The sequence below is a fragment of the Tardiphaga sp. GW821-FHT12E02 genome, assembly GCF_058807155.1.
The window spans coordinates 4,195,416-4,221,584 of the sequence record NZ_JBXAQK010000001.1; the positions used below are offsets into that span (position 1 = coordinate 4,195,416).

Annotated in this window: 19 protein-coding genes; all 19 read right to left on the reverse strand. The window is 60.8% G+C overall.

Annotated elements, in window-relative coordinates; all coding sequences use genetic code 11:
* Positions 1-134: 134 nt before the first annotated feature.
* Positions 135-2,195 carry an FAD-dependent oxidoreductase gene (locus tag AC1RQ5_RS19945; protein WP_493201196.1) on the reverse strand — a complete coding sequence of 687 codons (2,061 nt, stop codon included), beginning with the start codon at positions 2,193-2,195 and terminating at the stop codon, positions 135-137.
* A gap of 254 nt (positions 2,196-2,449) precedes the next feature.
* Positions 2,450-3,184 carry a hypothetical protein gene (locus AC1RQ5_RS19950; protein WP_493201198.1) on the reverse strand — a complete coding sequence of 245 codons (735 nt, stop codon included), beginning with the start codon at positions 3,182-3,184 and terminating at the stop codon, positions 2,450-2,452.
* Positions 3,171-3,872, reverse strand: coding sequence for a hypothetical protein (locus AC1RQ5_RS19955; protein WP_493201200.1), 702 nt, complete (start codon positions 3,870-3,872; stop codon positions 3,171-3,173). Before AC1RQ5_RS19955 ends, AC1RQ5_RS19950 begins: the two co-directional genes overlap by 14 nt.
* A 668-nt stretch (positions 3,873-4,540) precedes the next feature.
* Positions 4,541-5,671 carry a helix-turn-helix transcriptional regulator gene (locus AC1RQ5_RS19960; RefSeq protein WP_493201201.1) on the reverse strand — a complete coding sequence of 377 codons (1,131 nt, stop codon included), beginning with the start codon at positions 5,669-5,671 and terminating at the stop codon, positions 4,541-4,543.
* Positions 5,672-5,815: 144 nt separating this feature from the next.
* Positions 5,816-10,015, reverse strand: a complete 4,200-nt coding sequence (rpoC, locus tag AC1RQ5_RS19965) for a DNA-directed RNA polymerase subunit beta' (protein WP_398480438.1) — start codon at positions 10,013-10,015, stop codon at positions 5,816-5,818.
* Between the two features lie 120 nt (positions 10,016-10,135).
* Entirely contained in the window at positions 10,136-14,254 is a 4,119-nt protein-coding gene (gene rpoB / locus AC1RQ5_RS19970) for a DNA-directed RNA polymerase subunit beta (protein WP_398480440.1), read from the reverse strand.
* A gap of 440 nt (positions 14,255-14,694) precedes the next feature.
* A complete protein-coding gene (gene rplL, locus AC1RQ5_RS19975; RefSeq protein ID WP_398480442.1) occupies positions 14,695-15,069 on the reverse strand; it encodes a 50S ribosomal protein L7/L12 in 375 nt (124 codons plus the stop codon).
* 52 nt (positions 15,070-15,121) lie between these two features.
* Positions 15,122-15,640, reverse strand: a complete 519-nt coding sequence (rplJ, locus tag AC1RQ5_RS19980) for a 50S ribosomal protein L10 (RefSeq protein ID WP_398480450.1) — start codon at positions 15,638-15,640, stop codon at positions 15,122-15,124.
* A gap of 622 nt (positions 15,641-16,262) precedes the next feature.
* A complete protein-coding gene (locus AC1RQ5_RS19985) occupies positions 16,263-16,907 on the reverse strand; it encodes an Isoquinoline 1-oxidoreductase subunit (RefSeq protein ID WP_493201204.1) in 645 nt (214 codons plus the stop codon).
* On the reverse strand, positions 16,904-19,069 hold the full coding sequence (locus AC1RQ5_RS19990) for a xanthine dehydrogenase family protein molybdopterin-binding subunit (RefSeq protein ID WP_493201206.1): 2,166 nt from the start codon (positions 19,067-19,069) through the stop codon (positions 16,904-16,906). The genes AC1RQ5_RS19985 and AC1RQ5_RS19990 overlap by 4 nt, the downstream gene beginning before the upstream one ends.
* Positions 19,070-19,072: 3 nt before the next feature.
* A complete protein-coding gene (locus tag AC1RQ5_RS19995; protein ID WP_493201208.1) occupies positions 19,073-19,537 on the reverse strand; it encodes a (2Fe-2S)-binding protein in 465 nt (154 codons plus the stop codon).
* 199 nt (positions 19,538-19,736) lie between these two features.
* On the reverse strand, positions 19,737-20,477 hold the full coding sequence (gene soxA / locus AC1RQ5_RS20000; RefSeq protein ID WP_493203491.1) for a sulfur oxidation c-type cytochrome SoxA: 741 nt from the start codon (positions 20,475-20,477) through the stop codon (positions 19,737-19,739).
* Positions 20,478-20,512: 35 nt separating this feature from the next.
* Positions 20,513-20,833: a thiosulfate oxidation carrier complex protein SoxZ gene (gene soxZ / locus AC1RQ5_RS20005; protein WP_493201210.1), complete on the reverse strand. Its 321-nt coding sequence runs from the start codon at positions 20,831-20,833 to the stop codon at positions 20,513-20,515.
* Positions 20,833-21,318 (reverse strand): SoxY-related AACIE arm protein, encoded by a 486-nt coding sequence (locus tag AC1RQ5_RS20010; protein ID WP_493201212.1) that lies wholly within the window; start codon positions 21,316-21,318, stop codon positions 20,833-20,835. The genes soxZ and AC1RQ5_RS20010 overlap by 1 nt, the downstream gene beginning before the upstream one ends.
* Positions 21,315-21,752, reverse strand: coding sequence for a sulfur oxidation c-type cytochrome SoxX (gene soxX / locus AC1RQ5_RS20015; protein ID WP_493201214.1), 438 nt, complete (start codon positions 21,750-21,752; stop codon positions 21,315-21,317). Before soxX ends, AC1RQ5_RS20010 begins: the two co-directional genes overlap by 4 nt.
* Before the next feature lie 13 nt (positions 21,753-21,765).
* Positions 21,766-23,046 (reverse strand): FCSD flavin-binding domain-containing protein, encoded by a 1,281-nt coding sequence (locus tag AC1RQ5_RS20020; RefSeq protein WP_493201216.1) that lies wholly within the window; start codon positions 23,044-23,046, stop codon positions 21,766-21,768.
* A 7-nt stretch (positions 23,047-23,053) separates the two neighbouring features.
* A complete protein-coding gene (locus AC1RQ5_RS20025; RefSeq protein ID WP_493201218.1) occupies positions 23,054-23,338 on the reverse strand; it encodes a c-type cytochrome in 285 nt (94 codons plus the stop codon).
* Positions 23,339-23,383: 45 nt separating this feature from the next.
* The gene (locus tag AC1RQ5_RS20030; RefSeq protein ID WP_493201220.1) at positions 23,384-25,573 is read right to left on the reverse strand and encodes a xanthine dehydrogenase family protein molybdopterin-binding subunit; all 2,190 of its coding nucleotides are present in this window, start codon (positions 25,571-25,573) and stop codon (positions 23,384-23,386) included.
* Between the two features lie 11 nt (positions 25,574-25,584).
* A complete protein-coding gene (locus tag AC1RQ5_RS20035; protein ID WP_398484292.1) occupies positions 25,585-26,034 on the reverse strand; it encodes a (2Fe-2S)-binding protein in 450 nt (149 codons plus the stop codon).
* Positions 26,035-26,169 lie beyond the last annotated feature (135 nt).

Here is a 26,169-nt window from a genome sequence, read left to right on the forward strand (position 1 = left end):
AAGGCTCACTTGTCGCCACCCGGCTTGACCGGGTGGCCCAGTAGACACTGGCGGGTGAGATAGAACCTGAGCTTCGCCGTATACTGGATCCCCCGCTTACGCGGGGCATGACAGTTTGAGATCATGGCTGCGGCTCAGTCCTCGTCCTCCGCCTCGACCTTGTCGAAGAACGAATAACGCAGGCTGTCCGCGTCGGCATACCAGTGGCCGGGGCCCTTTCCGGCTGCGAGCGTCGCCTCCCACACCTGTTCGGTGCAATCGCGACGATGCATGGCGAGATCGAAACCGTTGCTGAAGAACAATTCGGACCATTCCCACCAGGTGCCGAGCTTCTTCACGCCACGCAGCAGGTCGTAGCGGTCGATCACGGCCGGCGCCATGTCGGAGGTGACGGAGCCGAAAATCAGGCCGGTCGAAATGACACGGTTGAGCTCGGCGAGCGCGTCCACGATCTGCTTGTCGCCGACATGGCACAGCGAGGTTTCGAACACGAAATCGAACTGCTCGGTCTTGAACGGCAGATCGGTGATGGAGCCGAGCTTGTTGAATTTTTGCAGCGCCTTCGGCGTCCTGGCGTGGATCGCCTTGTTGTTCTCGACACCCCAGGCATCGATGCCTTTGGCGCGCAGCGCGCCAACCAGCTCGCCGGAGGCAGAGCCCGCGATCAGGAGCTTGTAGCCCTTGGCGCGGCCCCAGACGATCTTGATGAGGTTCATCAGATAGGCAGGATCGGTGAACTGGCTCCAGACCTCGCTGTAAGGCCCGACGCCGCGATAGTTCCTGAAATAATCGGCGTCGATCTTGTCGGAAACGACGACACCGCCCTCGCCGCGGGCGCGGCGCAGCTTCATCATTTCGGTGACGATGATGTCGGTGGCCGCATCCGAGGAATCGAGGAGGCCGTTCAGCGTGGAGTCGAACAGATAGTCGCCGACCACGACGAAGCCCGGATGTCCCTTTGGCTCCGGCCGGTGATTGGTCATCACGTCGCGCACCGGCATGCCGCCGGGAATCGCATTCACCGACGACAGCCAGCGGTGGATCTTGCCCTCGACGAGATGCGCCCGCGCATTGCCGAACGAGGCCGGCAGCGACTTGACCGCGGCATCAATCAGTTCTTCGTCGGAGAGATTTGCAAAGGCCAGCGCATCGGAGCCAGCGATCAGCCAGTTCAGCACGCCGTGCTTGCCCACATCGTGGCGCGCGCCTTCATTATAGACGCAGCAGCCGCCAAAGGATTCCGACATAAACCACGCGCCGGGGATCTGATCGCCCCAGAACGGGGTGTCGAACAGCAGCGAGACGCGCAAGTAATGCGCAGGGCGATCGAAGTAAGCGACATGCTTGACCATCGACTTGCGCAGCTCTTCGCCGTCCCAGCGCATGGTGCCGAGCCAGGAATGCGGCAGGCACATCACGACCAGATCGAAGTCGCGCGTCTCCGGCCCCTTGCCGTTCATCATGTCGAGGCGATAGCGCCCCTCCTCGGTCTTGCCGACCTTGAGGACGCGATGGTTGAGCTCGATGTCAGCATTGACCTCCGAGCGCAGGCAGGAGATCAGTTGCTCATTACCGTTCTGGATCGAATACAGGCCGATATAGCCCTCGATATCCATCACAAAGTTCTTCAGCGCATTGAGTCCATTGGTGTTGTGCGCTTCGGTCGCAATATCCGAGCGCGCCATGGCCTTGAAGAAGCGCTTGGCGGTGGGATCGCTGACTTCCTTGTCGAGCAATTCCTCGGCTGTCAGCTTCGCCCACGGGTTCTCGTTGTCATGCGCGCCGACGCCTTCGTAATATTCCAGCGGCGAGATCATCTTCGCGCATTTCTTGCGGAAGGCCTCGATCGCCGCCGCGGTCTTGGCGCCGTATTTCTTGCGCATGCCCGGCACGTCTTCGAGCAATTCGCCATCGAGCATCACCTGCTCGGCATCCATCGGAATGGTCTGCAACCCGAAATGCTGGATCAACTCCCGCAGCGGATCCGGTCCGATCATCGAGTAATCATAGATCTCGGCGACGCCGGCTTCATACATCGCTGGCGACGAGTCGAATTTGCGCGTGACGATCTTGCCGCCGAGACGATCCGAGGCCTCATAGATGGTGACACGGCAGAGATCGCCGAGCTTCTTCTTGAGATACCAGGCGCTCATCAATCCGCCGGGACCGCCACCAACAATCGCAAGATCAAGCATCTAAATTCTTTCGCGCCCTGAACAGAGTTGCCGGCCGCCCCCGGCCTGAATCGATCTAGCGCATTCACCGCGGGAGTGGAATCCGGGGCGGTGCAAGGCTGCTGCCTGCCCATCACCAAGCGCACTAAACCATTCCAAATAAGACCATTTTCGATCTGAAGGAAAGATGAACGGAAGTCTTTGACGCACCGCAATACACGCCAAACGCGAAAAGGGCCGGTTAAGGCCGGCCCTTTCGGTGATTTTAGAAAGACTCAGCCCAGTTCTACCATCTGGAAACTACGGATACGCTCGCTTTCAGCCCGGTCGAGCGCTTCCGACCTGCCATCACAGATGCTGGACAGACAGTCGGGCTTCAGAGCCCATTCCGCCATCCTGCAATAAAGGACGATCCCCTTACGGGCTCCCGTAAATAAATCGGCGACATGCCGGTCCTCAAGATCAGCCCCCTCAATGGCCTCGAGTATCTGGTCACCATGCGGCAAGGTCTCGTGTTGGTGCAGTATCAGGAACTTGGTGTTGTCGCGGCTCAGAAAATCACAGCTCAGCGCCTGCTGAACCAATGGCCGTGCAATCCCAGCAGAAATGTTCTCCAGGATGGTTGCGGCGCCCAGCCGAATGAATGGACGCGTCTCGATGATCGATCGAAAATACGCGTGCCACATTTCGACGTCAAACGGCATCGGCAACGGCTCTTCATTCAACCGGTCAAGATCATTGGCAGCGACGAGATAGTGCAATTCCTCCTCATTTGCGAAATCGTAGAGGAATGATCTCAACTTGCGGCGGTGCGCGAGATCGGCATGCGCCGCGATAGACATAAAGTATCGCTGCACGTCCTTGGTGAGATGATATTGAAAGGACAGATAGCGAATATATTGTTCGCGCGTGGCCGCCCCGGCATGCAGGTGCGAAGCCAGCAGTTTCGCAAACTTTCGCTGCGACAAAGTTATCAAGTCCCGAATATCGCAGACTTCAACTGCTCGCATTGGCGCTATCTCCAATCGGTTCAAGGAGTGGTGATCTGATTTGCGCGAGATATCCACGATCGTTCAGATCCAAACGGAAGACATGAAGAATTCCTGCAACAGGATCGGTGAAGCACCGCCCGGTCATTCGAAATCCGAACCTCTCGAATATGCCGCGAAGCTCGAGCCTAGTCGCAAGAAAGTTGTGCTCAATGCCGAGCTCCAGACCGCAACGATAGATCTCCTGAAACAAAGGTACGATCGACCTGCGTGCAGATAACGTTGGCTGCACAATCAGACGGGATGTCACGGAAATGACCTTTAGATCGATGGCGCCTGATGCCTCGGTCACGAGCGCGGTCTGCGGATCTTCCAATGCGTCTCGCCCCCGCGTCAGCCTCACCGCCGCAAGAAGATCGGCGCCTCGGCTAGATTTGAAATTCAGACTGAGGCAGTCGATCGGATCTTCGAATAATCGTTTGGCGTGATCGGCTGTGCGATACGGCTTCTCATCTCGCGCGATATAGAGCTTGTAGCGCAATCGAGCGATTGCGCGCATGTCATCACGAGTCGTCGCAATGCTGACTGAAGGGCAGCAGAATCGAAATATCTCCTCTGGCCAATTTGAATGAGCAAACCTCCAGGTGCCGACGGCGCCCTGCTTCAAAGGAGCTGACGCCGCAATATCCGCATCACATGAGCTGCTCATCGGCGTGCCTTGCTCTCAAGCCGCATAGCTCAAAATGTCGGCCGCCAAGCGGGGCCTTTTAAGAGGTCCTCGTGGGTCGCATAAGCGATATAGAAACAGCCTTCGTTCTGATTGAATCGCTGTTCGTAAGAAACGAAATTCCGGTCCGGCGCAACTTTGAATATCTGAAGTTCAGAAACAAACGGATACTCGACAGTAATCCATGTTGGTGTGCTTACCGCGCTAAAGATTGCCTCTCTGACTACGCCGGTGTCATTCGGACTTCGGTAGATTGTTGTCGCCGATTGCACCGGACCAGTCCCATCGTGCAACCACTGACTCACCCTTGCGTCACGAGCGACATTTTTGGTTTCGCAGAAACAACCTGCTCTCGTCCGAATGATATATCCGCCGGGAACCGGAAATTTATTAGGATATCCCGACAATCGCTGCGGCACAGGCAAAGGCGGCAAAAGTAGTTCTGTAGGAAATGGAATGGTTGGCGCCTGAGCGAGTGCTCGGTTAGCAATCGATAAAGATGCTATCGCGACAGTTGCTGAGAGGAACGTACGCCTATCCATGTGTCACCCAATAAGTTTTCAAACACTCAATGGATGATGAGCGATACGTTGTCCGTAAACATCACCCGCGAGGGTGAACGGACAAGATTTTCTCAAAACTGACGGGCTTCAGAGCTTCGGCGAACCAACAGAACTGCAGCCATCGCGCGCCGTCAGTACGCTTCCGGCCAACAGTGAGATCAATTCCTGTTGCCGCGAAAGTCCGGTTTTAGACAAAACCGCCTTCAACTGACTGCGAACGGTCTCCCGCGATACGCCCAGTGCTAGAGCGATCGTATCGACCGTTTGGGCCTCTGCGACACTTCGAGCGACCCGTGCTTCCGCCGGCGTCAGATCGAATAGCCCCTGCAACACTTCCGCTGACGGAACCAGCGCACGATTGACTGGTGTCACGACGAGCATCAGGTCAGCCTGTACGAATATATCGTGAGCCACGCCGCGCACCGGAATGAGATGCACAACCATTGGCAACCGCTCGATCGTTGACGCCACAGGAGTCGACCACACCCCTTGCTTGTCGGCTTGCCGCGCAGCGAACAACGCATTGCCGAACATCGTATCAGCCGAAGTTTCGGTTACGACCAGACGATCGGCACGGTCCAGAAACAGTGAAGGAATTAGCGCTTCGAATAATAAGTTAGCTGCCAGCACCTTTCCGCTCGCTCGTAGCATAGCTCCCGGAAGCCCGATCGCTTGTAGAGCTTGTGTCTGCGCAAGCGCGTTCTGAAATCCCAATCGACTTGCCGTTAATGTAGCGCGAGCTAAATGAGGACGGAGATTGTCGAGAAAAGAAATAGTTTCGCTTTGAACACTCCCCTGTTCACGGTTTCTAAAAATCGTGACCGCGATAGTATCACCCACAGGCATGGAGATGATGGTTCCAGCGCGATGGTCCAAGCCATGCTTGCGAAAGAATTCACAATAGACTTCGTCTTCGTTCAACTCCGCTTCAGACAACAAATCACGTTCGCTGACGAAACCGGCGTGGTTGAGAGCGAGCGCTCGGGGCAACGTCTTGTCACGCCTGCTCCAACCGCCTTGCAAGAACAAGTTCATGACACCGTCGTGATCAGGGGAATTGACGGCGCGAGCATAACCGTCGCGCACCGCGAATATTGCGCCACCATTACCTCCAATAGCACGGCCTATATCGGAAAGCAGAGTGGGCCACAGGGACGGCATAAGACCAGCCTCATGAATTTGGTCCATCAGTACCGCTACTGGGAGAAAACCAGTCATATGCCCATCAAGAGTCGCCTAGCTCTACAGCACTCTAAACTATCGCATTTGAACAATTCAACTTAAAATGGCGATTTTCGATACCTCAAAAATATAGGCCGGTCGCGAGGCGCCGGCCTATATTGGTTGAGCGTGGAGTACGACCTATTCCGCCGGCGGCAGAGCCAGCGGCTCGGCTTCCGGAGCCGACGGAACAACAGCTGCCTGCCGCTCGCGCTCGTCCTGGATCATCGTGTCGCGCTTCATGGCGACCTCGCGGATCTTGGCCATGGAGGCGCCCGTACCGGCCGGGATCAGGCGGCCGACAATGACGTTCTCCTTGAGACCCTCGAGCGGATCGACCTTGCCGTTGACCGCCGCCTCGGTGAGGACGCGGGTGGTCTCCTGGAACGATGCCGCCGAGAAGAACGAACGCGTCTGCAGCGAGGCCTTGGTGATGCCGAGCAGCACCGGGTTTCCGGTTGCCGGCTTCTTGCCTTCCTCGACCGCCTTGGCGTTGAGCGCGTTGAACTCGATCTTGTCGACCTGCTCACCCGAGATCATGTCGGTATCACCCTGATCGGTGACCTCGATCTTCTGCAGCATCTGACGGACAATCACTTCGATGTGCTTGTCGTTGATGAGCACGCCCTGCAACCGGTAAACTTCCTGAATTTCGTTGACCAGATAGGCAGCGAGTTCCTCGATGCCCTTGATCGCCAGAATGTCGTGCGGCGCCGGATTGCCTTCGACGATGAAGTCGCCCTTTTCGACGATATCACCATCCTGCAGATGGATGTGCTTGCCCTTGGGAATGAGGTACTCGCGAGTCTCCTCAAGCTTGTCGAGCGGTTCGATCGAGATGCGACGCTTGTTCTTGTAGTCGCGTCCGAAGCGGATGGTGCCGCCGATCTCTGCGATGATTGCCGCGTCCTTCGGCTTGCGGGCCTCGAACAGTTCGGCAACGCGCGGCAGACCGCCGGTGATGTCACGCGTCTTCGCGCTTTCGGTCGAGACACGGGCGAGAATGTCGCCGGCCTGGACCTTGGCACCGACGTCCACCGACAGGATCGCGTCAGGCGAAAGCATGTAACGGGCATCGCCACCGCGAGCCAGCTTCAGCACCTTGCCATCCGAGCCCTTGACCACGATGGCCGGACGCAGGTCTGCACCTGCGCGCGACGAACGCCAGTCGATGATGACGCGCTTGGCGATACCGGTCGACTCGTCGAGGGTTTCCGTGACGGACTGGCCGTCGATGAGATCCTCGAACGCGATCGTGCCGTCGACTTCGGTCAGCAACGGACGGGAATATGGATCCCATTCCGTGATGCGCTGGCCGCGCTTGACGGTGTCGCCATTGGCCACGTGAACACGGGCACCGTACTGAATACGATACGTCGCGCGCTCGGTGCCGTCGGCATCGCTGATCGCGATGACCATGTTGCGCACCATCGCCACGGTATGACCTTCGCCGTTCTTGGCGAGCGCCTCGTTGCGGATGGTGACCTTACCGTCGAAGTTCGACTCGATCACCGACTGCTCGTTGAGCTGCGCCGCGCCGCCGATGTGGAACGTACGCATCGTCAGCTGGGTGCCGGGCTCACCGATCGACTGCGCGGCGATGACGCCGACAGCTTCACCGTGGTTGACTGGCGTACCGCGCGCGAGATCGCGGCCGTAGCAGGTGCCGCAGATACCGGCGACCAGTTCGCAGGTTAGTGCCGAACGGATCTTCACTTCCTGGATGCCGGCCTTCTGCAGCCGGTCCACGTCGCGCTCTTCCATCAGCGTGTTGCGCTTGATCAGCACTTCGCCGCTGTTTGGATCGACGATGTCCTCGCATGCCGAGCGGCCGAGGATACGCGACGCCAGCGACGCGACCACGGAGCCCGCATCCACGATGGCGCGCATCTTGATGCCGAGATTGGTGCCGCAATCGGTCTGCGTGATGATGCAGTCCTGCGCGACGTCAACCAGACGACGGGTGAGATAACCCGAGTTCGCGGTCTTCAACGCGGTGTCCGCGAGGCCCTTACGAGCGCCGTGGGTCGAGTTGAAGTATTCGAGAACCGACAGGCCTTCCTTGAAGTTCGAGATGATCGGCGTTTCGATGATCTCGCCCGACGGCTTGGCCATCAGGCCGCGCATACCACCGAGCTGACGCATCTGAGCCGGCGAACCACGGGCACCGGAATGCGCCATCATGTAGATCGAGTTGATCTGGGCTTCTTCACCCTGCGCATTGGTCTTCACCGAGGAGATTTCCTTCATCATCTCCTTGGCGACTTCTTCCGACGCCTTCGACCAGGCATCGACGACCTTGTTGTACTTCTCACCGTGGGTGATCAGACCGTCATTGTACTGCTGCTCGAAGTCCTTCGCGAACGCACGGGTGGCGTCGACGACCTTCCACTTCGTGGCGGGCACAACCATGTCGTCCTTGCCGAACGAGATGCCGGCCTTGAACGCATTGTAGAAGCCGAGCGCCATGATGCGGTCGCAGAAGATCACGGTCTCTTTCTGACCGCAGTGACGATAGACCTGATCGATGACGCCGGAGATTTCCTTCTTCGTCATCAACTTGTTGATGGTCTCGTAAGGCACCTTCGGCGACTTCGGCAGAACCTGACCGAGCATCGCGCGACCAGCCGTGGTTTCGATCAGACGCGTGACGGTCTTGCCCTCGGGGTCGAGGCCGGTCCACGAATACTTGATCTTGGTGTGGAGGTGGATGACCTTCGCATGCAGGGCATGCTCGATCTCCGACATCTCACGATACACCTTGCCCTCGCCCGGGAGACCCGCGCGCATGGTGGACAGGTAGTACAGACCGAGCACGATGTCCTGCGACGGCACGATGATCGGCTGACCGTTCGCGGGATGCAGGATGTTGTTGGTCGACATCATCAGCACGCGCGCTTCCAGCTGCGCTTCAAGCGACAGCGGAACGTGCACGGCCATCTGGTCGCCGTCGAAGTCGGCGTTGAAGGCCGAGCAGACCAGCGGATGCAGCTGGATTGCCTTGCCTTCGATCAGCACCGGCTCGAACGCCTGGATGCCCAGACGATGCAGCGTCGGCGCGCGGTTCAGCAGCACGGGATGCTCGCGAATGACCTCGTCGAGGATGTCCCAGACCTCGGGACGCTCCTTCTCCACGAGCTTCTTCGCCTGCTTCACCGTGGTGGACAGACCCTTGGCGTCGAGACGCGAATAGATGAACGGCTTGAACAGTTCGAGCGCCATCTTCTTCGGCAGGCCGCACTGATGCAGGCGCAGTTCGGGACCGACCACGATGACCGAACGGCCCGAGTAGTCGACGCGCTTGCCGAGCAGGTTCTGACGGAACCGGCCCTGCTTGCCCTTCAGCATGTCGGCGAGCGACTTCAGCGGACGCTTGTTGGCGCCGGTGATGACGCGGCCGCGACGGCCGTTGTCGAACAGCGCGTCAACGGCTTCCTGCAGCATGCGCTTTTCGTTGCGGATGATGATGTCCGGCGCGCGGAGCTCCATCAGGCGCTTCAAGCGGTTGTTGCGGTTGATGACGCGGCGATACAGGTCGTTCAGATCCGACGTCGCGAAGCGGCCGCCATCGAGCGGCACCAGCGGACGCAGGTCAGGCGGGATCACCGGCACAACGGTGAGGATCATCCATTCCGGCTTGTTGCCGGAGAAGCGGAACGCTTCGACGATCTTCAGGCGCTTGGCGAGCTTCTTGTGCTTGATGTCGGATTCCGTTTCCTTCATCTCGGCACGCAGATCGACATCGAGCTTCTCGAGGTCGAGGCCGCGCAGCAGCTCGCGGATCGCTTCCGCGCCGATCATGGCGGTGAACGAATCCTGGCCGTATTCGTCCTGGGCGCGCAGATACTCGTCTTCAGACAGCAGCTGACGGTCCTTGAGCGCGGTGAGACCCGGCTCGAGAACGACGTAATATTCGAAGTACAGGATGCGCTCGAGATCCTTGAGCGTCATGTCCAGCAGCTGGCCGATGCGCGACGGCAGCGACTTCAGGAACCAGATGTGAGCGACCGGCGCGGCCAGCTCGATGTGGCCCATGCGCTCGCGTCTCACGCGCGACAGCGTCACCTCGACCGAGCACTTCTCGCAGATGATGCCCTTGTACTTCATGCGCTTGTACTTGCCGCACAAGCATTCGTAATCCTTGATGGGCCCGAAGATGCGGGCGCAGAACAGGCCGTCGCGCTCGGGCTTGAAGGTCCGGTAGTTGATGGTTTCCGGCTTCTTGATCTCGCCGTAGGACCACGACAGAATCTTCTCCGGGGACGCAATCGAGATCCGGATCTGGTCGAAGACCTGAGCCGGAGTCGTCGGATTGAAGAGATTCATAATTTCTTGGTTCATCGTCTTCTCCTCGCGTGCCGATCGCCATCAGCAGCAGAAATTTCAGTAGCCACGCACCCTGCCTCACGTCCCGGCGGGGTGCGGACGCCCGGCCAACAAGGCCGGGCGTAACGCTTGATCTTACTCGGCAGCTTCGGAGGTCGGGCCTGGCAGCTTGGAATTGTGCAGGTCGACGTTGAGGCCGAGCGAGCGCATTTCCTTGACCAGCACGTTGAACGATTCCGGGATACCGGCCTCGAACGTGTCGTCGCCGCGCACGATCGCCTCGTAGACCTTGGTACGGCCCGCGACGTCGTCCGACTTCACCGTCAGCATTTCCTGCAGCGTGTAAGCCGCGCCGTATGCTTCCAGTGCCCACACTTCCATTTCACCGAAGCGCTGGCCGCCGAACTGCGCCTTGCCACCCAGCGGCTGCTGCGTGACGAGCGAGTACGGACCGATCGAACGCGCGTGGATCTTGTCGTCCACGAGATGGTGAAGCTTGAGCATGTAGATGTAGCCCACGGTCACCTTGCGATCGAACTGGTCGCCGGTACGGCCGTCATAGACGGTCGACTGACCCGAGGCGTCGAAGCCCGCGAGCTTCAGCATCTCTTCGATGTCGGCTTCCTTCGCACCGTCGAACACCGGCGTTGCGATCGGCACGCCCGGCTTCAGGTTGCGCGCAAGCTCGAGCAGCTGATCGTCGTCCAGCGACTTGATGACTTCGTCATCGCCATAGACCTTCTTCAGGGTCTCGCGCAGCGGCTTGAGATCCTGCCTCTGGTAGAAGGCGTCGATGGTTTCGCCGATCTTCTTGCCCATGCCGGCGCAGGCCCAGCCGAGATGCGTCTCGAGGATCTGACCGACATTCATGCGCGACGGCACGCCCAGCGGGTTGAGCACGATATCCGCATGCGTACCGTCTTCGAGGAACGGCATGTCTTCGATCGGAACGATCTTCGACACGACGCCCTTGTTACCGTGACGGCCGGCCATCTTGTCGCCCGGCTGGATCTTGCGCTTCACCGCGACGAAGACCTTGACCATCTTCATCACGCCCGGAGGCAGTTCGTCGCCGCGCTGCAGCTTCTCGACCTTGTCGAGGAAGCGCTGTTCAAGGCCCTTCTTCGATTCGTCGTACTGCTTCCGCATCGCTTCGATTTCGGTCATCAGCTTGTCGTTCGCGGTGGCAAACATCCACCACTGCGACCGCGGATTTTCGTCGAGAACGGCGCGGTTGATCTTGCTGTCCTTCTTGAAGCCCTTCGGACCGGCGATGCCGACCTTGTTCTCCAGCAGGTCAGCCAGACGGCCATAGACGTTACGATCCAGGATGGCCTGTTCGTCGTCACGGTCCTTGGCGAGACGTTCGATCTCTTCCCGCTCGATCGCCAGCGCACGCTCGTCCTTGTCAACGCCGTGACGGTTGAACACGCGGACTTCGACGATGGTGCCCTGCACGCCCGGGGGCACGCGGAGCGAGGTATCGCGAACGTCCGACGCCTTTTCACCGAAGATGGCGCGCAGGAGCTTTTCTTCCGGCGTCATCGGGCTTTCGCCCTTCGGGGTGATCTTGCCCACCAGGATGTCGCCGGCGCGGACTTCGGCGCCGATGTACACGATGCCGGCTTCGTCGAGGTTCTTCAGCGCTTCTTCCGACACGTTCGGAATGTCGCGGGTGATTTCCTCAGGACCAAGCTTGGTATCGCGGGCCATTACTTCGAATTCCTCGATGTGGATCGAGGTGAAGACGTCTTCCTTCACGATCCGCTCGGAGAGCAGGATCGAGTCTTCGAAGTTGTAGCCATTCCACGGCATGAATGCGACGAGCACGTTACGGCCGAGCGCGAGTTCACCGAGATCGGTCGACGGACCGTCGGCAATGATGTCGCCCTTGCGCACGACGTCACCGACCTTCACCAGCGGACGCTGGTTGATGCAGGTCGACTGGTTCGAGCGCTGATACTTCATCAGACGATAGATATCGACGCCCGACTTGGTGGGGTCGAGATCTTCGGTCGCACGGATAACCACGCGGGTCGCGTCGATCTGATCGATCACGCCCGAGCGGCGGGCGGCGATCGCAGCACCGGAATCGCGGGCCACGACGGCTTCCATGCCGGTGCCGACGAACGGCGCTTCGGCGCGCACAAGAGGTACGGCCTGACGCTGCATGTTCGAGCCCATCAGCGCGCGGTTGGCGTCGTCGTTCTCGAGGAACGGGATCAGCGCCGCAGCGACCGAAACCAGCTGCTTCGGCGACACGTCCATGTAGTCGACCTTGTCGGCCGGCAATGGCAGCACGTCACCGGCGTGACGGCAGATGATCATGTCCTCGGTGAAGTTGCCCTTGGCATCCAAAGGCACATTCGCCTGCGCGACCGAGTAGCGGCCTTCTTCCATCGCCGACAGGTATACGACCTCGTCGGTGACGCGGCCGTCCTTGACCTTGCGGTAAGGCGTTTCCACGAAGCCGTACTTGTTCACGCGCGCGAAGGTGGCGAGCGAGTTGATCAGACCGATGTTCGGGCCTTCCGGCGTCTCGATCGGGCAGATACGGCCATAGTGAGTCGGATGCACGTCGCGGACTTCGAAGCCGGCGCGCTCGCGGGTCAGACCGCCCGGTCCAAGCGCCGAAAGACGACGCTTGTGGGTGATTTCCGACAGCGGGTTGGTCTGGTCCATGAACTGCGACAGCTGCGACGAGCCGAAGAACTCACGCACGGCAGCAGCAGCAGGCTTCGCGTTGATGAGATCCTGCGGCATCACGGTGTCGATATCCACCGACGACATGCGCTCCTTGATGGCGCGCTCCATGCGGAGCAGACCGACGCGATACTGATTTTCCATCAGCTCGCCGACCGAACGCACACGGCGGTTGCCGAGATGGTCGATGTCGTCGATTTCGCCCTTGCCGTCGCGCAGGTCCACCAGGGTCTTGATGACCGAGAGGATGTCTTCCTTGCGCAGCGTGCGATGGGTGTCCGGCGCATCGAGTTCGAGGCGCATGTTCATCTTCACGCGGCCCACGGCCGAGAGGTCGTAGCGCTCCGAGTCGAAGAACAGCGACTGGAACATGTTCTGCGCGGAATCGACCGTCGGCGGCTCGCCCGGACGCATCACGCGATAGATGTCGAACAGCGCGTCTTCACGCGTGACGTTCTTGTCGGCATGCAGCGTGTTGCGGATATAGGCGCCGATATTGACATGGTCGATATCGAGCAGCGGCAGCTCCTTGTAGCCCTCTTCGTCGAGCGCCTTGAGCAGCTTCTCGGTGATCTCTTCGCCGGCTTCGGCGTAGATTTCACCGGTCTTCGCATTGACGAGGTCGTCGGCGAGATAGCTGCCAATCAAATCCTCATCGGTCAGCTGGAGCGCCTTGAGGCCCTTCTCGGCGAGCTGGCGGGCCGCACGCACGGTGAGCTTCTTGCCGGCTTCGAGCGCGACCTTGCCGGTGTCGGCGTCGATCAGATCGTTGACGGTCGAATAGCCGCGGAAACGCGACGGATCGAACGGCACGCGCCAGCCGCCTTCCTTGATCTGCTTGTAGATGATCTTCTGGTAGAACGTAGACAGGATTTCTTCGCCGTCCAGGCCCAGCGCATACATCAGCGACGTCACCGGAATCTTGCGGCGGCGGTCGATACGCGCGAACACGATGTCCTTGGCGTCGAACTCGATGTCCAGCCACGAACCGCGATACGGAATCACGCGGGCAGCGAACAGCAGCTTGCCCGACGAATGGGTCTTGCCCTTGTCGTGATCGAAGAACACGCCTGGCGAACGATGCATCTGCGAGACGATGACTCGCTCGGTGCCGTTGACGACGAAGGTGCCGTTCATGGTCATGAGCGGGATATCGCCCATGTACACGTCCTGCTCCTTGATGTCCTTGACGGACTTGGCGCCGGTTTCTTCGTCGATATCGAACACGATCAGGCGCAGCGTCACCTTCAGCGGCGCCGCATAGGTCATGCCGCGCTGACGGCACTCGTCCACGTCATATTTCGGCGGTTCGAATTCGTAGCGGACGAATTCGAGCATTGAGGTGCCGGCGAAATCCGAGATCGGGAAGACCGAACGGAAAACGGCCTGAAGGCCCTCGTCGAGGCGACCGCCCGTAGGCTCGTCGACCATCAGGAACTGGTCGTAAGACGCCTTTTGAACCTCGATGAGGTTCGGCATCTCGGCAACTTCCTTGATGTGACCGAAGAACTTACGAACGCGCTTGCGACCGGTGAACGTCTGCTGACCCATCGTGGCCTCTCATTGCGTCGCCCGGGAGGGGCGAACCTTCCGAAGCGCAGCTGCCGCCGCCCCCGGGTTGAATTTTTCCGACATCGCCCTGAAACCCGCGTCCATATTCAGGAACAAAATCCCTAAATCGAACGTTCAAATTCCAGAACGCAAAACGACGTGCGCGATGCCCGACTGCATCTCGCCCGTCCAAACCGTCTAACTGCGGACCGAAAAGCCCGAAATTGGCCAATCTCCCAACGGCTTAGGATAGAACGTCACCGTTCTCGCCGTCAAACCGCGCTTTCGTGCTGCCGACCCGATATGGGGCGGCAATCATGGAGATTCGAGGGTCGTTCCCTCAGCATCCCCACACTTTGTTGTGTGCAACCATCGCTGGATACACGCGAGATCCCGAAGAAGGGCGGCCCGAGGGCCACCCTCCGGAGAACTCAGAGGTCTTACTTGAGCTCGACCTTGGCGCCAGCCTTCTCGAGCTGAGCCTTGATCTTTTCGGCTTCGTCCTTGGCAACGCCTTCCTTGAGGGGCTTCGGCGCGCCTTCGACGAGGTCCTTGGCTTCCTTGAGGCCCAGGCCGGTGATGGCGCGGACTTCCTTAATGACTTCGATCTTCTTGTCGCCGGCAGCTGCCAGAACGACGGTGAAGTCGGTCTTTTCTTCAACAGCGGCGGCAGCGCCACCAGCAGCCGGACCAGCAACCGCAACAGCGGCAGCAGCCGAAACGCCCCACTTCTCTTCGAGAAGCTTCGCGAGTTCAGCGGCTTCGAGCACGGTCAGGCTCGAGAGGTCGTCAACGATCTTATTGAGGTCAGCCATTGTCTATATCCTTAAGCGTATTTGGTTCGAACCAGGTTGATTGCGAAGGGCGTCAGGCCGCTTCGCTCTTTGAGGCATAGGCCTGAACGACGCGCGCGAGCTTGGCCGCGGGCGCAGTCGAGAGCTGAGCGATCTTGGTCGCAGGCGCCACAACGAGGCCAACGATCTTCGCGCGCAGTTCGTCGAGCGAGGGCAGCGAGGCCAGGGCCTTGACGCTGTCGACGTTCAGGACGGTGGTCCCCATCGAGCCGCCAAGAATGACGAACTTCTCGTTCGCCTTGGCAAATTCGACGGCAACCTTCGGTGCAGCTACCGGATCGTCCGACGTGGCGATCACAGTCGGGCCCTTCAACAGGGACCCGATGGCAACAACATCCGTGCCTTCAAGAGCAATTTTGGCGAGACGGTTTTTCGAGACCTTCACCGAGGCACCCGCCAGCTTCATCTGCTTACGCAGGGTCTGCATCTGGGCAACGGTGAGGCCGGAATAATGGGCGACGACCGCAACGCCGGTGGTCTTGAAGACCCCGTTCAGCGCTTCGACCGCGTCCTTTTTAGCCGCTCTTTCCACAGCAAGCTCTCTCCGGTTGGCAGCCTCGATCAGATGAAGCCGCCGGTTTGCACCCAACCGCCCCACCGACATGACCTCGAGACACACGGCCTCCAGACATCCCGGGCGAGACGATCATGATAGCCTGCCCTCCCGAACCGGTGCTGCAAGCAGCGATGGCGCGGGGTGTCGAGGTTCGAACCAAATACGCGATCAGCCGCAGGGCGGCAGAGGCGAGATCAGTCTTCACCCATCTATGCTGGCTTGAGGATTAAGCCGTTGATCGAATTGAAATTCGTCGCGGGCGCCAGCAGTCTCGGACAGGATTCGAGATCATCGATTGGCCATGATTGGCCAGCCAAAGACCCCTGCTCGCCTTCCTTAAAACGGGGCCGCGGCTCCCATGCCCTTCGAGCGATCCATACGGATAGCCTGAAAGGAAAGGTCTCCTAGATACCGGGTTGTCGGAATACGAACACAGACGTGCCAGCACAGGCCAGCATGTCCGGAAGCGGCTCTTTAACGAGTCTTGACGGGCTTGCCAAGGGGGAAGTGCTGACTTGGCATCGTTTTTGCCAAAGCAACCGTGTGGAACTCCGGAGGCGGCGGCGCTATGGAGCGCCGCCGCTTTGTCCGAGCCGCCTTACCCCTTCGGGCAAGCCGCCCCAGCATCTGCCCACGCCTTGATCAGTTCACCGAACTGCTTCTGCGTACCCGGCGCCGGCGTCCGGTTGCCGCCGGGCTTCCAGCCCCAGCCGACCAGTTCATCTTCGGCCATGTGGTGCACCAGCGCCGCCATGTCCTTGCCGCCGTTGCGCTCCTTGTTCTTGATCTGCGCGCAGATCTGACCGAGCGTCTTGCCCTGCCAGGCCATTTCGATCGGCGCCAGCGACCACTTCGCATTGCCGGGCACATTGGCCGCGTCAAAATTGTTTTCGTGGTGACAGGTGGTGCAGGCGAGACCGCCGGCCGCGCCCATGCCGCCCTCGCCGCGGACGACCAGCGGGATATGCGGACGCATGCGGTCGGTCTGGGTCGGGCGATCGCCAGCCGGATGGCAGTTCATGCAGCGCGGCGACTGGATCACCTTGCCGGCCTCGTTGAACAGCGCCACCGCGCGCTCGTTCTTGTTCTTGATCTTGGCGAACGCCGACACCGGCTGCAGCGTCTTCGGATTGCTGACCGCCGCATCCGCTTCATTCATGCCAAACTGTGCGAGAGCGAGGCCGCCAGCCGACATCCCGCCGGCGACCAGCGCCAGCATTGCATACTTCACCAGCTTGTTCATGCCGAGGCTCCGGGTACGATGGGCAATTGTCGCGGTCGTCCGACGCCGAGCTTCGCCATGGCGTTGGCCACAGCCGGCCCGAGCGGCGGAACGCCGGGCTCGCCGACGCCCGATGGTTTCTCGGTCGATTTGACGATCACCACTTCGACCTCCGGCATCTCGTTGATACGCAGCGAGCGATAGGTGTCGAAATTGCCCGACACCGGCGCGCCCGCATCGAGGGTCTGCTCGGCATAGAGGATGTGGCCGAGGCCGAATCCGATGCCGCCTTCCATCTGCGCACGGATGATGTCCGGGTTGACGGCAACGCCGCAATCGACCGCACACCAGACCTTGTGAACCTTGGGACCTTCCGCGGTCATCGACAGTTCGACCACCTGAGCCACGAAGCTGTTGAAGCTTTCGACCACGGCGACGCCGCGGGCACGACCTTCCGGCACCTTGTAGTTCTTCCAGTCGGCGAGTTCGGCCACGGCCTTCAGCACACCGGCATGGCGCGGCTTCTTGCCGAGCAGTTCAAGGCGGCCCTCGACCGGATCCTTGCCGGCAGCTTCCAGCAACTCGTCGACAAAGGCCTCGACCACATAGCCGGTATGGGTGTGGCCTACTGAGCGCCACCACAACACAGGCACGCCGACATCGACCTGATGCATGTCGCAGCGGAAATTCGCAACTTCATACGGGATCTCATTCGAGCCCTCATAGGAGGTCGGATCGAGACCGTCCTTGAACATGATGGCCTCGAAGAACGAGCCCTTCATGATCGACTGCGAGACGATCGTGTCGCTCCATGCCTCGATCTTGCCGTCACGTACCGCGCCACGCATGCGGTGAATGGCATAGGGTCGGTAGTAACCACCGCGCATGTCGTCCTCGCGGGTCCAGACCAGCTTGACGCCCTTGCCCGGTCCGATCGCCTTGGCAACCTCGGCCAGTTCGACCGCCTGATGGGTGGTCTGCTGCGCCCGGCGGCCGAAGCTGCCACCGGCGATCAGCACGTCGATCTTCACCTTCTCGATCGGCAGGCCGAGCACCTTCGAGATGGCCTGGTGATCGGGAGTCGGAAACTGGCAGCCATAGCGCGCATAGGCGCTGTCGCCATCCCATTTCAGGTAGGCGTTCAGCGGCTCCATGGGGGCGTGGGCGAGATAGGGGAAGACATATTCGACTTCCACCACGCGGCCGCCCTTGGCCATGGATTCCTCGAACTTGCCTTCGGCCTTGACCAGCTTGCCCTGGGTTTTCGACAGCGCTCGGAATTGCTGCAGCAATTCGGGACTGCCGCGCTTCTCGGCCTTGCTGTCATCCCATGTGATCTTCAGCGCCTCGCGGCCGGTCTTCGCCGCCCAGAAGCCTTTGGCATAGACGGCCACACCGGTCGGCACCTGCTTGACATCGACCACGCCGGCAACGGCCTTGGCGGCCGTCGCATCGAACGACTTCACCTTGCCGCCGAATTTCGGCGAGCGTGCCACCACCACGGTGAGCATGTCGGGTTCATTGATGTCGAGCGTGTAGAACGCCTTGCCATTGCTCTTCTCGACACTGTCGAGGCGCTTCACCACCCCTTCCTTGCCGATCAGCTTGAAGTTGGCCGCATCCTTCAGCTTCGGCTCAGCCGGTACGGGCATCGCCATCGCCTTGTCAGCGAATTCGCCGAAGCTGCCTTCCTTGCCGGAGGCATGCTTGATCACACCATTCTCGACGGAGATCTCGCCGGCCGGCACCTGCCAGGCATCCGCAGCCGACGCGACCAGCATCTGCCGGGCGGCAGCACCGACCTGGCGCATCTGGATGAAAGAGTTGGCGATGGCGGTGGAGCCACCGGTGCCCTGCATGCCGAAAGCGAGATTTTTGTAGAGCACGGGATTTGATGGCGCGTGACTGGCGCGCATCTGCGACCAGTCAGCGTCGAGTTCTTCAGCAACCAAAGTTGCCATCCCGGTAAGCGGCCCCTGCCCCATCTCGAAGCCCTTGCACAGCACGGTGACCGTGTTGTCGGAGCCGATGATCAGAAACGTGTTGGGCGCGATGTTGATTTTCGCCGGTGCCGCCGACTGTGCGAACAGCTTGTCGGCGCGCGCAACATAGGCGCCGATGACAAGACCGGCACCGGCCTTGAGCAGCGTGCGGCGTGAAAGATTGGTGTCGTGGACGGTCATGGCTCAGCCCTCCAACGTTTTCGCGGCGCTATGGATCGCGGCGCGGATGCGGACATAGGTGGCGCAACGGCAGATATTGCCGTTCATCGCCAGATCGATGTCTTCATCGGTGGGCCTTGGATTGAGATTGAGCAGCGCGGCGGCGCTCATGACCTGGCCGGACTGGCAATAGCCACATTGCGGCACATCATGCGCGGCCCATGCCGCCTGCACCGCCTTGGCTTCCTTGCTGGTCGCGCCCTCGATGGTCGTGACCTCGCTCGAGCCGACAGCCGAGACCGGCATCGAACAGGAACGGACCGGCTGCCCATCGAGATAGACGGTGCACGCGCCGCATTGGGCGACGCCGCAGCCATATTTGGTGCCGGTCAGCCCAGCACCTTCACGAATTGCCCAGAGAAGCGGAGTATTGGGATCGACGTCAATTTGACGCGACTCCCCGTTGATCTTGAGGGTGAACGCAGCCATCGCTGTTGTCCTTGTCATCGAATGTACGCCTACATTCGAGTTGTTCTAATTCGAAACCGACAATTACAACCGCAGTGCGGAATGGCCTACTCAATTATTTTTGTACCGCGCGGGAACGAAAGTCTATTGCCAGCGTTCAACAGGGCTTTTGCGACAGTCATTCCGAACTAGATGATCGACGATGACACAGGCATGACAGCTAGGGACGTACTGCCGGCGTCTCGACCGTTAAGCTATTGGCGCGCGACGCGAGATAGAGCTGCAGATTGACCATCTCCTGTGAGTCGGCGGCATAAGGCTGCGCGCGCACGCCGATCATGCAATTGCGGAGCCGGCGCTTGAGCGATCCCAGACCTTGCCATTCCAGGCGATAGATCGGGTAACCGGTCGGATGCGCCTGTGTGATGGAGGAGCCAGCCAGTTGCCGGTCCCAGTTGTCGTCGTGGCAGTTGCTGCAGGCCAGATTGAGCTGGCCCTGCCGGCGCATGAACAGCTCGCGCCCGTTGGCGACGAAGCTTGCAAGCCGCGGATCATGGCCGGCATCGATGGGCAGCCCGCGCGACTGACGTCCAATCAGCGCCGTCAGGGCGAGCAAGTCACGGCTCTCATCGGGGAGCGGCCCCTTGTCCTGATGGCGGGACCGACAAAGATTGATCCGCTGTTCGAGATCGACCGGCTTATCCAGCGCTGCATCCAAGGCAGGGTATTTTGCACTGACGCCGCGCATGGCCTGAATATCGCCATGGCAGTCCGCGCAGGATTTCTCTGATGGCAGGCCCTTCGCCTTCCAAAGTGCCTCGCCATCCAGCACCCATAGCATTGCAGGATTGGCCGTACCGTCGTCCTGCATAGCCCGCGTCTCGGGCGCCATGAAGGTCGAACCGGAGCGACGCTGCTCCGTCGCGATTTCGCTAGCATTGGCCAGCGAAACCATCGCCATCCACGCGAAAAACAACAAGCCCACGACACGCGCGCTCATGACACCGTGATGTTTGCCGAAGCGGTTTCCTGAAAGCCGCGATCACCCGTCCAGTTGAATTCGAGCGTCCCGCTCTCCACGGCCGTCGTGAAAAACGAGATGAACGGATTGGCCGAGGAGGCAGGAAACAGATCGGCGCGAAAGATCTCGATGCCATTATAGCGGCAGCTAAAACCAGTGATGATATTGCGCGGAATGACCTCGCCCGTCTCCGTATGGCGATAACCGGTCTCCATGATGTGCGACATCAGCGCCTTGATCTCGATGATGTCGCCACGTTTCGCCGTCGCCGGCACATTGATCAATGCGGAGGCCATCAGCTCGCCTCCTCGGTGCAGGCAGCGAGCGTCACCACGACATCGGCCGTGGCCGACCAGAACGTGCCGTCGGAGAGTTTTGCGATGGCCGTCAGCGTCTGCGTGTCGGCGAGCCGGATCCGCGTCGACACCTGCGCCCGGCCGGCGCGCGGACCGATGTAGAAATTGCCGACATTCGGCTGCGGATTCTTCTCGTTGAAGATATGGATGCTGACCACATGGTCGACGTCGGTCATCGGGCTGGTCACCGAGACCGTGAGCGGAACTGTGTTACCGTTCTCGACCAACGGCGGCACGTCGAGCTTCACCTTGCCGCTGCGCACAGGCGCGGCCTTGACGACGTCACGGATCGCCGCCTTCATCATCTCCGGCGTCGCCTGCGCAGAGCGCAGGCTGACCAGCGCCACCACGACGCCGGCCCCGAGCGCCAGCAGGCGGCGGCGATCCGCATCGGCCAATGGCTCTATTGCAGCTGTCTTCATCATGGGTCTTTCAATGTCCCGAGATAGGCGACCACATCCTCGATCTGCTCCGCCGACAAGATTGGCCTGTCACGCCAGTTCGCGCCAACACGCGCGAGGCCTTCGGTGCGATAATAGGATGGCATGATCGTCGCATCATTGAGGCGCGACGCATCGACCATCCTCAGCCGCAACTGCCCCATTGACCAGCGCGCGCCGGTGCCGGTCAGGTCAGGAGCCAGATTGCCCTGGAATCGCTGCTCGGCGAACGGCCCGCTATGGCACAGCAGGCACGTATTCTGCCGCGCCACCACGATGGCACGCCCGCGCACGGCGTCGCCCGGATGCCCCGTGAGCGACGCCGGGATGGCATCGCCGACCACCTGATAGGGCCGCAACGCCTCGCACATGGCAGGCCCGGACAGCAGGAGTGCCGCAGCGCCGATACCCGCTATCATGGCTTGCTTGCGCCTATCCAAAAACTTCGCTCGTGATCGTGTCGAACCAGGCCAACGCATAGTCGGCCTCCTGCTTGCGGAACGTACGGGGCGCATCGAGCGGACTGGTGCCACCGGCACCTTCCACATCGGTCAGCAGGCCGTTCTTCGGCTGATACACCCCAGCGATCGAGATGCCATAGTCCGGCGCCACCAGACTGTAGCAGGTGTTGATCAGTTTTGGCGGCACCGGCGCCTGCCCTGCCAGCAGCGCTGCCACCGCGCTTGCACAGGCCTTGGCTTGCGCATTGGCGGAGAACGCCGATTTCGGCATGCCGCCACCGATGCAGGCATCGCCGATCACGTGGATGTTCGGGACCTGCCTGGCCTCGAATGTGACGGGATCAATCGGACACCAGCCGGAGCGATCGGTAACTCCGGCGATGGCAGCAATCTGCCCGGCCCGCTGCGGCGGCAGGATATTGGCAACCTGCGCCTTGTGCTGCGCGAAGTCAGTGACCACCGTGTTGGTCGCAGCATCGACCGAGGTCACCTTGCCGCCCTGCGACAGGCCGACCCATTCGACAAGGCCGGGATACAACTCCTGCCAACCTTGCTGAAACAGCCGCTGCTTCGAGAACACATCCTTCGCATCGAGAATGATCAGCTTGGAGCGCGGTTTCCGTATCTTCAGATAGTGCGCGATCAGGCTGGCACGTTCATAGGGGCCCGGCGGGCAGCGATACGGATTGGCCGGCACCGAAATGACGACGAGCCCACCATCGTCCATCGCTTCCAGCTGCCGTCTCAGGAGCAGCGTCTGCTCTCCCGCCTTCCAGGCATGTGGCATGCGCGCGGTGGCGGCCTCGTCATAGCCCTGCAAGGCATCGAAGCGCAGATCGATGCCGGGTGACAGCACAAGGCGGTCATAGGTGAGCACTGTGCCATCGGCAAGCCCGACACTGCGCGCCGCGCTATCGATCTTCACCGCAGCCTGCATCGCCATCGTGACGCCGCTCGCCGCGACCTTGTCGTAGCCGAACTGCTGCGCCTCGATGGCGCGATCGCCGGCGATGACCTCGTTACTCAGCGGACATGCCGTGAAAGTGCGATTGGGCTCGACCAGCGTGACATCAAGTTTGGAATCGATTGCAAGCAGTGCACGCGCGCAGCTGGCGCCGCCAAAGCCGCCGCCGATCACCACCACGCGCGGACGCGCCTGCGCAAGCGCCGGACCAGCCATGGCCAGCGCGGCCGTCGCAGCAGCGGCCTGCCCAAGAAACTGTCGTCGCGATGCAGGGGGAATGCGAACCATCAGCGCTCTATTTCTGTTCAGCAAGCCAGGCCGCGATCTGGCGCAACTCGTCGTCAGAAAACCCTTTGGCGATGCGGTTCATCACCGTTGCCGGCCGGGTGCCGTTATAAAAGGCGGTCATCGCATCCATGATCTCGCTGGCATCGCGCCCATGAATGTGCGGCATCGCGGACGATGCCGCACCGTGCGCCGCATGGCAGCCGGAGCACGAGGTTGCGCCGGGCGGCGGAGCTGATGCTGCCAGCGCCGGACTGACCGACGCGATCACAAGCGTGGCGATCAGCACCTTCATCGCAACAGATCCCGACAGATGTGCCAATCGCCGCGCTGCATCGCGCTACGCAAAGGTGATGTCGTGTTTCTTCAGCGGCACCGAGCGGATCCGCTTGCCCGTCGCCGCGAAGAACGCGTTGAGCACCGCGGGCGCCGCCACGCAGATCGTGGGCTCGCCGACGCCCCCCCAGAACCCGCCCGACGGCATCAGGATCGATTCCACCTTCGGCATCTCCCTCAGCGTCATCGACTCATAAGTATCAAAGTTCTCCTGCTCGATGCGGCCCCCCTTCACGGTGCATTCGCCGTAGAACAGCGCCGACAGGCCGTAGACGAAGGAGCCGGCGATCTGCCGATCGATCTGCCAGGGATTGACCGCGTATCCGGGATCGGTGGCCGCGACGATGCGATGGATCTTGATCTTGTTGCCGTCGGTCACCGAGATTTCAGTGGCCGCCGCCACATAGCTGCCAAAGCCCATATGCTGGCAGATGCCGCGGAACACGCCCTTCGGCGCCGGCGTGGTCCAGCCGATCTTGTCAGCCACGGCATTCAGCACCGCGAGATGCTTTGGATGTTTCGCCATCAGCTTGCGGCGGAATTCCACTGGATCCTGACCGACTGAATGCGCCAGCTCATCCATGAAGCATTCGAGATAGATCGCATTCTGGTTCACATTGACGCCGCGCCAGAACCCCGGCGGCACATGCGGATTGCGCATGGAGTGGTCGACCAGCAGGTTGGGGACCGTATAGCCGATCGCCGCTTCGCCTGACGTATTGAGGCCCTGGAAGACGACGGGGTCCATGCCATTCTGCATGCCCTCGGGGCGCACGCTGGCCAGGATCGACTGGCCGGAAATGCGCACATGCAGGCCGATCAGGTTGTTGTCGGCATCGAAGGCGCCGACCAGCTTGCTCTGCGTGATCGGATGATAGCGGCCATGCAGCATGTCCTCTTCGCGCGTCCACATCAGCTTCACCGGCACGCCGGGCATCTGCTTGGCGATGGCGACAGCCTGACGGACATAGTCGGTCATGCCGCGACGACCGAAGCCGCCGCCGGGCATGATCTTGTAGACCTCGCATTTGTCGCTCGGTAGGCCGGAGGACTCGACCACCGCGGCGAACACCGCTTCGCCGTTCTGCGTGCCGGTCCACACTTCGCATTTGTCTGCCGTGTAAAGAGCCACGGCGTTCATCGGCTCCATGGTGGCGTGGTTCTGATAGGGATAGGCGTAGACCGCCTCGACCTTTTTGGCCGCCCCGGCAATGGCTGCTTTCACATCGCCGTTCTTGTTGGCGGCGAAAGCCGGCTGCGCGGGATCGAGACCTTCCTCCAGCCATTTGGCGATGGACGCACTGGAGACATTGGCGTTCGGGCCCTCGTCCCACACCACCGGCAGGGCTTCGAGCGCCGTCTTGGCGCGCCACCAGGTGTCGGCCACGACAGCCACGGCGGTGTCGCCAACCCGGACGACTTTCTTGACGCCCTTCATGCCGGTGATCTTGCTCTCGTCAAAGCTCTTCAGCTTGCCGCCGAACACCGGGCAATCCTTGATGGCCGCATTCATCATGCCGGGCATCGTGACATCGGCACCATAGATCATCTTGCCATTGACCTTCTCGACGGTGTCGAGACGGCGCAGCGGTTTGCCCGCGATCTTCCAGTCCTTGGGATCCTTGAGCGGAACATCTTTCGGCGGCTCGAGCTTGCCTGCCGCATCCGCCACTTTGCCAAAAGTCACGGTGCGGCCGGACGGCGTATGCGTGATCACGCTGTTCATGGCCGCGCATTCTGCCGCCGGCACCGCCCATTCGTTGGCAGCGGCCTGGATCAGCATCATGCGGGCCGCGGCACCGCCTTTGCGGACATAGTCATGTGAAGCGCGAACGCCGCGGCTGCCGCCCGTGGAGAAATCACCCCACACCCGCTTGCGCGCGATGCTCTGGCCAGGGGTCGGATATTCGGTGGTCACCTTCGACCAGTCGCATTCGAGCTCTTCAGCCACGAGCTGGGCGAGACCGGTCAGCGTGCCCTGCCCCATCTCGGAACGCGCGATGCGCACGACCACCGTATCGTCGGGCTTGATCACCACCCAGGCATTCACCTCCGGCGGCAGATCCGCGGCGCGGGCCGCAGCGGGGCCACCGAGCTGCAGGTCAAAGCCAAGCGCCAGCCCGCTGCCCGTGGCGGCGGTGCCCAGCACGAAAGAGCGGCGATTGAGGACGGTCGATGTCGGACCATATGTCATGATCGCCTCCCTCAAACGCCAGCAGCGGAGTGGATGGCTTCACGCACCTGCTGGAACGTGCCGCAGCGACAGATATTCGTCACTGCATGATCGATGTCCTCGTCGGTCGGCTGCGGAATCATCTCCAGCAGCGCCGCCACGGCCATGATCATGCCGCTCTGGCAATAGCCACATTGCGGCACGTCGTGGTCGATCCAGGCCTGCTGCACCTTGTGCATCACGCCATTGGCCGCGAGGCCTTCGATGGTGGTGATCTGCTTTCCGACCGCATCGCTGAGCGGCATGCTGCAGGAGCGAACCTGCTGCCCGTCCACATGAACGGTGCAGGCGCCGCATTGCGCCACGCCGCAGCCATATTTGGTGCCGGTCAGGCCCGCCTGCTCGCGGATCGCCCACAATAGCGGCGTATCCGGCTCGGCATCGATCTCGTAGGTCCGGCCATTTATCGTGAGGTTCGCCATCGCAATTCCTCGAGGTAGCGGCGCATATCGCCTTTCCCCGAGCATCGCCGACATTTGGAATTGCTCCAAATCAAATTTGCTTGGCGGCAAGAATGGCCCCGCGCGGGAACCAAACGTCATCGGCCTGTCGCATGC

What these genes read in the sequence shown, in the direction of transcription:
- rplL (WP_398480442.1), bottom strand. Translation starts at nt 15,069, where the DNA reads ATGGCTGACCTCAATAAGATCGTTGACGACCTCTCGAGCCTGACCGTG.
- rpoC (WP_398480438.1), bottom strand. Translation starts at nt 10,015, where the DNA reads ATGAACCAAGAAATTATGAATCTCTTCAATCCGACGACTCCGGCTCAG.
- rpoB (WP_398480440.1), bottom strand. Translation starts at nt 14,254, where the DNA reads ATGGGTCAGCAGACGTTCACCGGTCGCAAGCGCGTTCGTAAGTTCTTC.
- AC1RQ5_RS20025 (WP_493201218.1), bottom strand. Translation starts at nt 23,338, where the DNA reads ATGAAGGTGCTGATCGCCACGCTTGTGATCGCGTCGGTCAGTCCGGCG.
- soxZ (WP_493201210.1), bottom strand. Translation starts at nt 20,833, where the DNA reads ATGGCCTCCGCATTGATCAATGTGCCGGCGACGGCGAAACGTGGCGAC.
- AC1RQ5_RS19995 (WP_493201208.1), bottom strand. Translation starts at nt 19,537, where the DNA reads ATGGCTGCGTTCACCCTCAAGATCAACGGGGAGTCGCGTCAAATTGAC.
- AC1RQ5_RS19990 (WP_493201206.1), bottom strand. Translation starts at nt 19,069, where the DNA reads ATGACCGTCCACGACACCAATCTTTCACGCCGCACGCTGCTCAAGGCC.
- AC1RQ5_RS20030 (WP_493201220.1), bottom strand. Translation starts at nt 25,573, where the DNA reads ATGACATATGGTCCGACATCGACCGTCCTCAATCGCCGCTCTTTCGTG.
- AC1RQ5_RS19955 (WP_493201200.1), bottom strand. Translation starts at nt 3,872, where the DNA reads ATGAGCAGCTCATGTGATGCGGATATTGCGGCGTCAGCTCCTTTGAAG.
- soxA (WP_493203491.1), bottom strand. Translation starts at nt 20,477, where the DNA reads ATGGCGATGGTTTCGCTGGCCAATGCTAGCGAAATCGCGACGGAGCAG.
- AC1RQ5_RS19945 (WP_493201196.1), bottom strand. Translation starts at nt 2,195, where the DNA reads ATGCTTGATCTTGCGATTGTTGGTGGCGGTCCCGGCGGATTGATGAGC.
- AC1RQ5_RS19960 (WP_493201201.1), bottom strand. Translation starts at nt 5,671, where the DNA reads ATGACTGGTTTTCTCCCAGTAGCGGTACTGATGGACCAAATTCATGAG.
- soxX (WP_493201214.1), bottom strand. Translation starts at nt 21,752, where the DNA reads ATGATAGCGGGTATCGGCGCTGCGGCACTCCTGCTGTCCGGGCCTGCC.
- AC1RQ5_RS20035 (WP_398484292.1), bottom strand. Translation starts at nt 26,034, where the DNA reads ATGGCGAACCTCACGATAAATGGCCGGACCTACGAGATCGATGCCGAG.
- AC1RQ5_RS20010 (WP_493201212.1), bottom strand. Translation starts at nt 21,318, where the DNA reads ATGATGAAGACAGCTGCAATAGAGCCATTGGCCGATGCGGATCGCCGC.
- AC1RQ5_RS20020 (WP_493201216.1), bottom strand. Translation starts at nt 23,046, where the DNA reads ATGGTTCGCATTCCCCCTGCATCGCGACGACAGTTTCTTGGGCAGGCC.
- AC1RQ5_RS19950 (WP_493201198.1), bottom strand. Translation starts at nt 3,184, where the DNA reads ATGCGAGCAGTTGAAGTCTGCGATATTCGGGACTTGATAACTTTGTCG.
- AC1RQ5_RS19985 (WP_493201204.1), bottom strand. Translation starts at nt 16,907, where the DNA reads ATGAACAAGCTGGTGAAGTATGCAATGCTGGCGCTGGTCGCCGGCGGG.